This window comes from Flavobacterium sp. J27 (assembly GCF_004303025.1).
In the GTDB taxonomy this organism is placed as follows: Bacteria; Bacteroidota; Bacteroidia; order Flavobacteriales; family Flavobacteriaceae; genus Flavobacterium.
Map to the genome: position 1 here is coordinate 339,916 of NZ_PJQW01000001.1, position 510 is coordinate 340,425.

Here is a 510-nt window from a genome sequence, read left to right on the forward strand (position 1 = left end):
GCCACTTAAATCTACTGATGTAGCATCGTTTGTTAAACTTAAATCGTTTCCTGTTAAAGTTAAATCTTGGCTATCCGTTCCAGCTAAAGAAGATAAATCAACGGTGTTAGTACCACCAGAAATGCTTAAAGTAGATCCTGATAAACTTAATTCTTGATTGTCTGTATTATCTAAGTAACCACTTAAATCTACCGAAGTAGCATCATTAGTTAAACTTAAATCGTTTCCTGTTAAAGTTAAATCTTGGCTATCAGTACCAGCAAGAGTAGATAAATCAACGGTGTTAGTACCACCAGAAATGCTTAAAGTAGATCCTGATAAACTTAATTCTTGATTGTCTGTATTATCTAAGTAACCACTTAAATCTACCGAAGTAGCATCATTAGTTAAACTTAAATCGTTTCCTGTTAAAGTTAAATCTTGGCTATCAGTACCAGCAAGAGTAGATAAATCAACGGTGTTAGTACCACCAGAAATGCTTAAAGTAGATCCTGATAAACTTAATTCTTG

At 33.3% G+C, this 510-nt stretch carries 1 pseudogene; it reads right to left on the reverse strand.

The annotated features are described in order from the left end of the window. Positions 1-510: pseudogene (locus tag CX675_RS19695) on the reverse strand (hypothetical protein); the annotation flags it as partial.